Raw genomic sequence first — 10,477 nt, forward strand, 5'->3', positions numbered from 1 at the left:
AGGCAGGAAAATATGAAATTAGAATAAATCTAGACTCTGGAGCAATGACAATAATGTCTCGATAATTTTAAATTTCATAACACCAATAACAATGATTGAAAATAAATTAACAAGACTCATTTCCAGAACTTTTGTTTTGCTCTATATTTTTATGATGGCCTGCAATAATGATGACGATAATGCTAAGCAAAAACACTTATCCCCAGATCAACCTTTTGCTTACACTGAAGTATTGAATTTAACAAAGGACAAGGCCAAATACAATCCTGGAGAAGAAGTTATATTTTCTGTAGATGCTTTAACTCCAAACACCATCATTAAATATAAATTTCTTGGGAAAACTATTAATGAAGAACCTTTGACCTCAACATCATGGCAATGGCTTCCTCCAATTGATGATTTTAAGGGCTATATGATAGAATTAGTAGAAACAACCAATGGAAAACAAACGGTTCTAGGAACCACTGCTGTTGACGTATCTTCAGATTGGACAAAATTTCCGAGATATGGTTTTTTGTCAGATTTTGGAAACATCTCAGAATCGCAGAGAATTTCAGTAATTGAAAATTTAAAGAATTACCATATCAACGGCTTACAATACTATGATTGGCACGCCAAACACCACATCCCCTTACCTTTAGACAATAACGGAAGTCCCAAAGACACTTGGGTCGATTTATTTAATAGAGAAGTGAATCTTGCATCTGTTGCTGGATATATTGAAGCAGGTCATGATCGGAATATGGCTTCTATGTTTTACAATCTCCTATTTGGAGTATGGCAGCCAGAGGACGGAGATGGCTTTTCAAAACAATGGTTAATTTATAATGATAGATTTCACAATACAATCAACTCCCATGATTTGGGTGATTTTGGCAAGATCCTAGTTTCCAATCCAAAAAATGAAGAATGGCAGAACTATATTTTTACAAAAACTAAGGATGTATATTCCAACTTAAACTTTGACGGTTGGCACTTAGACCAATTAGGAGATCGTTGCAATGTTTATGACTATGGAGGTCATGACATCAACTTAAAAAACGGCTATAATAATTTTCTAACAGCTCTAACCACACATTTTCCTGATAAAAAACACGCTTTAAATGCAGTGGATCAGTTCGGTAACAATGAAATTTTGTCAACTCCAATGGATTTTGCTTACTCTGAAGTTTGGACCAGAATACAGTATGCAGATTTAGTTCAGGTGATTTTGGAAAATAATAAAGCTTCAAACAATCAATTAAATACAGTATTGGCCGCCTATATGAACTACGAGTCTTCTGAAGGAAACTTTAATACTCCAAGTGTTCTCTTAGCTGATGCCGCCATATTTGCTTTTGGAGGCGCACATTTGGAGTTGGGAGAACACATGTTATCCAGGGAATATTTTCCATCCAATAACTTACAAATGGATAATGAACTGAAAAATTCCCTAAAAGAATATTACGATTTCATGACCGCCTATCAAAATTTGTTGAGAGATGGCGGTGAGTTCGATACCGCATCTATAACTTCACCAGATTTAGGCTTCAACAATTGGCCTCCAATTTTCGGAAACGTATCAACCGTTGTAAAACATTTTAAGGATAGACAAGTATTTCAACTACTCAACTTTAATGGCGTATCAACCTTAAATTGGAGAGATAATGGGAAAATTCAAACCAGGCCAAATTCCTTTTTCAATATAGAAATGACCATAAGCTCAAACAAGCCAGTTTCAAAAGTGTGGTTTGCATCTCCAGATTATGAAGGAGGCGCCTCCAAACATTTGGAATTTAAAAATAACGGTAGTTCGATAACTTTTACTTTACCCTATTTAAATTATTGGAGTATGATCGTTTTTGAAAATTAAAAACAAAGTATATCATAAAATAACAGATATAAACCTTAGAACAATGAAAGCAACACACAGCCTTATTTTATTTCTTTTAGTTTTTAATTTGAGTTGGTCACAAAAAGAATTAACCATAAAAAATGCTTTTTCAGAAAACAATAAAGCCGTATTCTCATTGGAATCAGGAGCCCAAATTTCACTTGATTTTCTAAATTCAAAAAACATTAAGTTTTGGTTTTCTCCAACCGGTGAATTTCAAAGAACCAACCTCTCTTTTGCGGTGGTCAATGAAAATTTTGATCCAGGATTTTCTATTAACCTTAATGAATCTGCTTCAAGTTATGAGATTTTCACTGCAGATTTGAGAGTAATTATTAATAAATCACCTTTTAACATTCAAATCTTTAATAAATATCAGAAGCTGATTTTAGGTGACACTGACCTACCCTACGTTGTGAATGGCACAGAAATAAAAACCACAAAAACATTAAGAATTGACGAACACTTTTTTGGCTTGGGAGAAAAGACAGGGACTTTAGATAGGCGAGGAAAATCATATACAATGTGGAATAGTGATAAACCTTGCTATTCAGAAAACGAAGATCCTCTTTATAAGAGTATTCCATTCTTTTTGAGCAGTCACAATTATGGAATTTTCTTTGACAATACCTACAAGTCAAAATTCGATTTTGGTGAAGAATCCAATGATTCTTTTTCATTTTCATCCCCCAATGGAGCTTTTATTTATTACTTCTTTTATGGTAAAGATTATAAAGAAATTATTGAAAGTTATACCACATTAACCGGCAAACCAATTATGCCACCTAAATGGGCCTTTGGATGGTCGCAAAGCCGTGGTCTTTTAACCAATGAAACACTTACAAGAGAAATTGCGCAAGCGTACAGAAAACGAAATATCCCATGTGACATCATCTATCAGGATATCGGATGGGTAGAAGGCCTACAGAATTTTGAATGGGCAAAAGAAAAATATCAAAACCCAAAAAAGATGCTTTCAGACTTAGCCGACCATGGGTTTAAAGTCATCGTTTCCCAGGACCCTGTCGTTTCTCAAGCTACAAAAAAACAATGGGAAGAAGCGGATGCAAAGGGTTATTTCGCTACCGACATGAGGACTGGAAAATCTTATGACATGCCCTGGCCTTGGGGTGGAAACGCCGGAGTTGTGGACTTCACAAAACCAGAAACATCAGATTGGTGGGGTAATTTGCAACAAATCCCTATCAATGATGGCGTTAAAGGCTTTTGGACAGACATGGGAGAACCTGCATGGAGCAATGAAGAAAGTACAGACCGACTCAATATGAAACATTATTTGGGCATGCATGATGAAATTCATAATGTTTATGGTCTAACCTGGGATAAAGTAGTGACTGACCAGTTTGAAAAACACAACCCAAACCAACGTGTTTTTCAAATGACACGCGCCGCTTATGCCGGTCTTCAACGTTATACATTTGGATGGTCTGGTGATAGTGGAAATGGTGAAGATGTGAATGACGGTTGGGTTAATTTTGCAAATCAAATCCCCATGGGGCTATCCGCAGGTTTAGGATTGATACCGTTTTGGACAACAGACATTTCTGGATATTGTGGAGATATTACAGACTACCCTGAATTTGCTGAGCTTTATGTGAGATGGTTGCAATTCGGGATCTTCAATCCGTTAAGTCGTGCTCATCATGAAGGAAATAATGCCGTAGAACCATGGCTTTTTGGAGAGCAGGCCGAAAAAATCGCAAAAGCTTCCATAGAATTAAAATATGAGATGCACCCTTACATCTATTCGTATGCACGTAAATCATATGATACAGGAATTCCAATAATGAGAGCGTTAATATTGGAATATCCCAAAGATGAAAACACCTTTAAGATAGATGACCAATTCATGTTTGGAGAAGCCCTGTTGATCGCACCCGTAGTAGAAAAAGGCGTAAAAAACAGAAACGTTTATCTTCCAAAAGGTGAATGGATAGATTATAATAATCCCTCAATTAAATACAATGGTGGCTCAACGATTAATTACCCTGTTACATTGGAAACCATTCCAATGTTTGTGAAAGCGGGTTCAATTATCCCAAAATCCCCTATTATGCAGTACATCGGTGCGCTTAAAAATGCACCGGTCATTTTAGAAATTTTCCCATCTGATAAAATAAATCAGTTTGAACTTTATGAAGACGATGGCGAAACCAATAATTACAAGAATGATGAGTTCTCTCTAACTACAATTAAAACAGAAGACTCTGAAAAATTTTTTAAGATTGAAATAAACGAACCACAACAGAATACGTTCAAAACAACGAATAGAAATTTTTTACTAAAAATCCACACCACTTCAAATCCAAAAGGCATTCAAGTAAATAGCACTAAAATTAAAGTCTCCTCACTGAATAAAATTTCGGAAAACATGAATTCTAATTTTAAGGAATCCAATTATTTCTTCGATACAAAGAATCAACTCTTGCTCATTAGAGTACCTGACACCAAATCAAACATCGAAATTGTAATTTTAAAATAATAAATCCCCACAGATGATAAAACATATTTTAAGCGTAATAACGCTATCTATTTTCGTTATTGCTCATGCATTTGCACAAGACATTTATTCCCCTGATAAAAATATTCGACTAAGTTTTTCAGTAAATGATGAGGGTGCTCCCACCTATCAAATGTCTTTTAAGAATAAAGCAGTGATTGAAACCAGTCATCTTGGCTTCCAAATTAAAGGAGATGACCAAGATTTGAAGCATGGGTTTTCCATTGTGAATTCAGAGAGATCATCCTTTGATGAAACTTGGAGACCTGTTTGGGGAGAGGAAAGTGTAATTAGAAATCACTATAATGAATTATTGATAAGCCTTAAACAGGACGAGTCTCAACGCATGATGATGATTCGATTCCGTGTATTTAATGACGGCTTAGGTTTTAGATATGAATTTCCGGAACAACCTAACCTGGGACATTTTGTAGTTGAAAAGGAGTTAACGCAATTTGCCATGACTAATGACCACACCGCTTTTTGGATTCCTGGAGATTATGACACACAAGAATATGATTATATAGAATCAAAACTTTCAGAAATCAGGGGATTAATGTCAAATTCGATTACATCCAATTTATCGCAAACTTCATTTTCTCCAACAGGAGTTCAAACGTCATTATTATTGAAAACAGATGATGGTCTTTATATTAATTTACATGAAGCGGCCTTAATAGATTATTCTGCAATGCATCTCGAACTTGATGATAAAAATTTCATCTTCAATGCTTGGTTGACTCCAGATGTTCAAGGAAATGGCCCTTACATGATAGCACCAGCAGTAACCCCTTGGCGTACTGTAATAGTAAGTGATAACGCCAAAGATCTATTGGCATCCAGAATTACATATAATTTAAATGAACCTAATAAAATTGAAGATACTTCCTGGATTAAACCTATAAAATATGTTGGTGTGTGGTGGGAAATGATAACAGGAAAAAGCTCTTGGGCTTATACTGATGATTTGAAGGCCGTAAAATTAGGCATCACGGACTACACAAAAACGAAACCCAATGGAAAACACGGCGCTAATACTCCTCATGTAAAGGAGTTGATTGATTTTGCTTCTGAACATGGTTTTGACGGTGTTTTAGTGGAAGGCTGGAACATTGGATGGGAAGATTGGTTTGGGCATTCTAAAGATTATGTTTTTGATTTTATAACCCCTTATCCGGATTTCGATGTGGTAGGCATTCAAAATTATGCAAAGGATAAAGACGTTGAGATGATCATGCATCATGAGACCTCTTCATCGGTTAGAAACTATGAAAGACATTTAGATCAAGCCTATAAGTTTATGAAAGATCATGGCTATAACTCCGTAAAAAGTGGTTATGTGGGAAATATACTTCCTCGAGGAGAAAACCACTACAGCCAATGGATGATTAACCATTACCAATATGCACTTGAAAAAGCAGCAGATTACAAAATTATGGTAAATGCTCACGAAGCTGTGAGGCCAACTGGAATTGCAAGAACCTATCCCAATTTAATCAGTAATGAATCGGCAAGAGGAACAGAATATCAAGCTTTTGGTGGGTCAAAAGCAAATCACGTAACCATTTTACCTTTTACGAGATTAGTTGGAGGCCCGATGGATTATACCCCGGGAATTTTTGAAATGGATATCAGTAAATTAAATCCTGAAAACACTTCCCATGTCAACAGTACCATTGCTAATCAATTGGCACTTTATGTGACGATGTATAGCCCGCTGCAAATGGCAGCAGATTTACCCGAAAACTACAATCGATTCCTAGATGCTTTTCAATTTATAAAAGATGTTGGAATTGATTGGGAAAAAAGCGTCTATTTAGAAGCTGAACCTGGTAGCTATATCACCATTGCTCGTAAAGAAAAAGGAACGGACAATTGGTTTATAGGCAATGTAAATGGCAAAAAAGATCGTATTTCAGAAATTACTTTAGACTTTTTGGATAAAAACAAGAAATACATTGCGACCATTTATTCCGATGGAGATGATGCTAATTATAAGACCAATCCACAATCTTATAAAATTAAAAAACTAAAGGTCTCCGCCAAATCAAAAATTAGTTTAAAAAGCGTTGAAGGCGGAGGTTATGCGATAAGTATAATCGAAATCATATAATCTCAGAGGAAATAAAAGCAACAATCCGAGTTTCCAACACGTCATAGGCATTGAATTGTTTTGAAGATATATAAAGTTATTCCTTAGGACGCTATTGTTTTTTTGTAAAATCATCTTCTTCAACTCCTACAGGAAATAAAAGATGATACCATAAGTAATTAAATTGATAGCGAATTAACCTTAACCATATAGGTTTTTTGTTTTTTGCCATAGTTATTAGGTATTTCAGTTCTGACAAAATTTGAACAAAACCATTAACGGATATTATCATTTACCCACCAAGAAACAATATATGAATCATCTTCAAGTTTTCCATCTATTAGTTCAAAACCTTCCTCTGCTCGCCATTCTGCCATAGATTCATATGCTTTTTCATTTACAGAATTGACCATAACTCTGAATACACCATTTTCTTTCGGAAATCCTTCAGTTAAATCAATAAATGCCATAACCGTCGTTTTTATCTAATTTAATAAGAATAAACACTTCACGCGTATTCCTATGACGCGAGTTATTCACATACTACAATTAACAGCAATACATAGCTACATTTATGAGTAATTTTGCAGAATGGAAAAGAACATTTTGCATCTCGATTTGGACACCTTCTTCGTTTCGTGTGAGCGATTAATTGATAGCCGACTGGTTAATAGGCCGTTATTGGTTGGTGGTACGGGAGATAGAGGTGTAGTTGCGGCATGTAGTTATGAAACGCGAATGTTTGGCGTGCATTCTGGAATGTCCATGAAGGTGGCGCGAAATTTATGTCCGGAAGCTATTGTGATCCGTGGGGATGCTTCAATTTATACAAAATATTCACATCTGGTTACTGAGATCATTAAGGAGAAAGTTCCGGTATTTGAGAAAGCGAGTGTTGATGAATTCTATGCCGATTTAACGGGAATGGATAAATTTCATGGCTGTTATAAATATGCATCTGAGCTCAGACAGAGCATTATTAAAAATAGTGGCCTGCCGATTTCATTTGGATTGTCGGTCAATAAAATAGTTTCCAAAGTCGCCACTGGAGAAGCTAAACCCAATAACCAATTGAAAATTGATGCAGGTTTTGAAAAATCCTTTCTTGGGCCATTATCCATTCGTAAAATACCTTCTGTTGGAGAAAAAACGTATCAAGTACTGCGGAATTTAGGCGTTGATAAAGTGAGCGTCGTACAACAAATGCCCGTCGAAATGATGACCAGCGCCTTAGGCGCGAATGGCACCACCATTTGGAAAAGGGCGAACGGTATAGACAATCCACCGTTGGTTAAGTTTCATGAACGGAAGTCCATTTCAACAGAGCGCACTTTCAATAAAGACACTATTGATGTCAAACAGTTGCGAACCACTATTTTTGCGATGTCCGAAAATTTGGCGTTTCAGTTACGGAGAGGAAACAAAATAGCTGGGGTCATCAGTGTGAAAATTCGGTATTCTGATTTTAATACGTATAGCAAACAGGTTAAAATTCCTTATTCGAGCGCCGATCATGTCATCATTCCGAAAGTGATGGAACTGTTTGAACAATTATATCAGCGTCGGCTGTTGGTGCGACTGGTCGGCGTTAAGATCAACGATATTGTTAGCGGTCATTATCAAATCAATTTATTTGATGATACTGAAGAAATGCTCAGTCTTTATAATGCCATGGATCATATTAGAGGCCGTTATGGCGAAGCAAGCATTATGCGTGCCTCGTCAATGGGCGCCAATTCTATAGGAAGATTTGACAATCCATTTAATGGTGAACCGCCGACTGTATTAGCTCATAGAAACCAATAATGTATCTTAATTGTCACTCATATTATTCCCTGCGCTACGGTACGTTTTCTGAAATAGAACTTTTGGAACTTGCCAAAAAAAATGCTATCCAGTCTTTAGCACTGACGGACATTAATAACACCTCGGCATGCTTAAATTTCATCCGAAAAGCGAAGGATTATGATATCAAACCTGTAGTTGGGATTGACTTTAGAAACGGCAACAAACAAGTCTATGTCGGTCTTGCCAAGAACAATGAGGGATTTAAAGAACTCAATTCCTTTCTATCCCATCATTCGGAAAACAAAATTAAATTGCCTGAGCTCGCTCCTACTTTTGAGAATTGTTATATCATTTATCCTTTTGAGCATATTCTGCAATTAGAAAAAACTGACTTTTCTGAAAACGAATTTATTGGCGTGTCCATTGAAGAATTGCGGAAACTACGGTTCTCTAAATTGAAAAATCTTGAAAGCAGATTGGTGGTTCTGCAGACCGTCACCATCAGAGGAAAAAAAGATTTCAACGCGCACCGATTGTTACGAGCTATTGATAAAAATACTTTGTTGAGCAAACTTGACAAATCGGAGGAATGTAAGTTGACTGAAAAAATGATTTCTTTGGATGAGATCAATGAAGCCTTTGCTGATTTCCCGAATATTATTGAGAATACGAACCGGATCTTGAATAACTGTGATATTGAATTTGGATTTGGAGAACATCGTGTATCGCAAAACTTAAGGCTTTATACGGATTCCGTTGACCAGGACTACGAACTACTAGAAAAATTATGTTACGATAATTTACACAAACGTTATTCCAGTCCGGACGAGAAAGTTTTAAACCGATTAAAAACTGAATTGGACACTATCAAATCTCTGGATTTTGTGGCCTTCTTTCTGATCAATTATGATATCGTTTCTTATGCCAACAGCAAAGGTTATTTCCATGTTGGGCGTGGTAGTGGTGCCAATAGCATTGTTGCGTATATCATCGGGATCACCGATGTGGACCCTATTGAGTTGGATTTATATTTTGAACGTTTCATAAATCCTTTTAGAGCCTCCCCACCCGATTTTGACATTGATTTCTCCTGGAAGGACAGAGATGATGTGACTGATTATATTTTTAGACGTTTTCCGCATACGGCGTTATTGGCCACTTACAATACTTTTAAATATAGAGCGGTGGTTCGAGAGCTGGGGAAAGTCTTTGGTTTGCCAAAAGAGGAAATTGATAAATTGAGCAAAGGGAATTATGCAATTTCTCAATTGGATGACATCTCACAGCTTGTTTTACGATACGGTAAATTGATTGAGGGATTCCCAAACCATTTGAGTGTTCACTCCGCTGGCGTGCTTATTTTAGACCGACCCGTGCATTATTATTCGGCAACCGATATGCCGCCAAAAGGATTCCCTACGGTTCAATTTGATATGATCATCGCGGAGGATGTTGGCGTCTTCAAGTTTGATATTTTAGGTCAGCGGGGATTGGCCAAGATTAAAGATGCTTTGGATATCATTGCTGAAAACCGACCAGAAGTCCCTCCCATTGACATTACCAATGTGGAAGCTTTTAAGAAGGATAAGAACATCAATGCCCTTTTAAAATCTGGAGGCGCCATTGGAGCCTATTATGTCGAATCGCCAGCCATGCGCGGATTGATGCAACAATTACAGACCCAGGATTATATCGGACTGGTTGCTGCAAGTTCCATTATTAGACCAGGTGTTTCCGGGTCGGGCATGAAAGAGGAGTTCATTAAGCGGCACCGCTATCCTGAAAATAGAAAAAATGCCCATCCTATCTTGATGCAAATTATGCCCGAGACTTATGGTGTCATGGTCTATCAAGAGGATGTATTAAAAGTTGCCAATCAATTTGCGGATCTATCGCTTGGCGAGGCCGACGTATTAAGGCGAGGGATGAGTGGGAAGTTTCGCTCACGTCAAGAGTTTGTTGCCGTGGAAGAAAAATTTATATCCAATTGCAGGAAGAAAGGCTTTACGGATGAATTGATATTTGAAGTCTGGAATCAGATCAAGAGTTTTGCCGGTTATGCTTTTGCAAAAGGACATTCCGCATCTTATGCCGTGGAAAGTTACCAGAGTTTATATCTGAAATGTTATTTTCCTTTGGAATTTATGACTGCGGTACTGAACAATGGCGGTGGTTTTTATAGTGTGGAACATTATTTACACGA

The 10,477-nt window shown here is 36.9% G+C and carries 6 protein-coding genes; 5 read left to right on the forward strand and 1 reads right to left on the reverse strand.

Features of this window, described 5'->3' with window-relative positions; translation table 11 throughout:
- The first annotated feature begins 91 nt into the window (after nt 1–91).
- From ABIQ28_RS01070 to ABIQ28_RS01080, 3 genes are read left to right on the forward strand one after another with little or no spacing between them, the layout of a single operon-like run.
- Entirely contained in the window at nt 92–1,852 is a 1,761-nt protein-coding gene (locus tag ABIQ28_RS01070) for a glycoside hydrolase family 66 protein (protein WP_348034900.1), read from the forward strand.
- A gap of 43 nt (nt 1,853–1,895) precedes the next feature.
- On the forward strand, nt 1,896–4,376 hold the full coding sequence (locus ABIQ28_RS01075) for a glycoside hydrolase family 31 protein (protein WP_348034901.1): 2,481 nt from the start codon (nt 1,896–1,898) through the stop codon (nt 4,374–4,376).
- 13 nt (nt 4,377–4,389) lie between these two features.
- On the forward strand, nt 4,390–6,507 hold the full coding sequence (locus ABIQ28_RS01080) for a glycoside hydrolase family 97 protein (protein ID WP_348034902.1): 2,118 nt from the start codon (nt 4,390–4,392) through the stop codon (nt 6,505–6,507).
- A 254-nt stretch (nt 6,508–6,761) separates the two neighbouring features.
- Here the strand turns inward: ABIQ28_RS01080 and ABIQ28_RS01085 are convergent, their stop codons facing one another.
- Nucleotides 6,762–6,956, reverse strand: coding sequence for a hypothetical protein (locus tag ABIQ28_RS01085; RefSeq protein ID WP_348034903.1), 195 nt, complete (start codon nt 6,954–6,956; stop codon nt 6,762–6,764).
- Between the two features lie 121 nt (nt 6,957–7,077).
- Between ABIQ28_RS01085 and ABIQ28_RS01090 the strand changes: the two genes are divergently transcribed.
- Nucleotides 7,078–8,292, forward strand: coding sequence for a DNA polymerase IV (locus ABIQ28_RS01090; RefSeq protein ID WP_348034904.1), 1,215 nt, complete (start codon nt 7,078–7,080; stop codon nt 8,290–8,292).
- Nucleotides 8,292–10,477: PHP domain-containing protein (locus tag ABIQ28_RS01095; RefSeq protein WP_348034905.1), on the forward strand; the 2,186-nt coding region annotated here is incomplete at its 3' end. The genes ABIQ28_RS01090 and ABIQ28_RS01095, both read left to right, overlap by 1 nt.

Source organism: Gelidibacter sp., from assembly GCF_039916245.1.
In the GTDB taxonomy this organism is placed as follows: Bacteria; Bacteroidota; Bacteroidia; order Flavobacteriales; family Flavobacteriaceae; genus Gelidibacter.

Coding starts and splice junctions, on each gene's coding strand:
- ABIQ28_RS01070 (WP_348034900.1), top strand. CDS start 92: ATGATTGAAAATAAATTAACAAGACTCATTTCCAGAACTTTTGTTTTG.
- ABIQ28_RS01075 (WP_348034901.1), top strand. CDS start 1,896: ATGAAAGCAACACACAGCCTTATTTTATTTCTTTTAGTTTTTAATTTG.
- ABIQ28_RS01080 (WP_348034902.1), top strand. CDS start 4,390: ATGATAAAACATATTTTAAGCGTAATAACGCTATCTATTTTCGTTATT.
- ABIQ28_RS01085 (WP_348034903.1), bottom strand. CDS start 6,956: ATGGCATTTATTGATTTAACTGAAGGATTTCCGAAAGAAAATGGTGTA.
- ABIQ28_RS01090 (WP_348034904.1), top strand. CDS start 7,078: ATGGAAAAGAACATTTTGCATCTCGATTTGGACACCTTCTTCGTTTCG.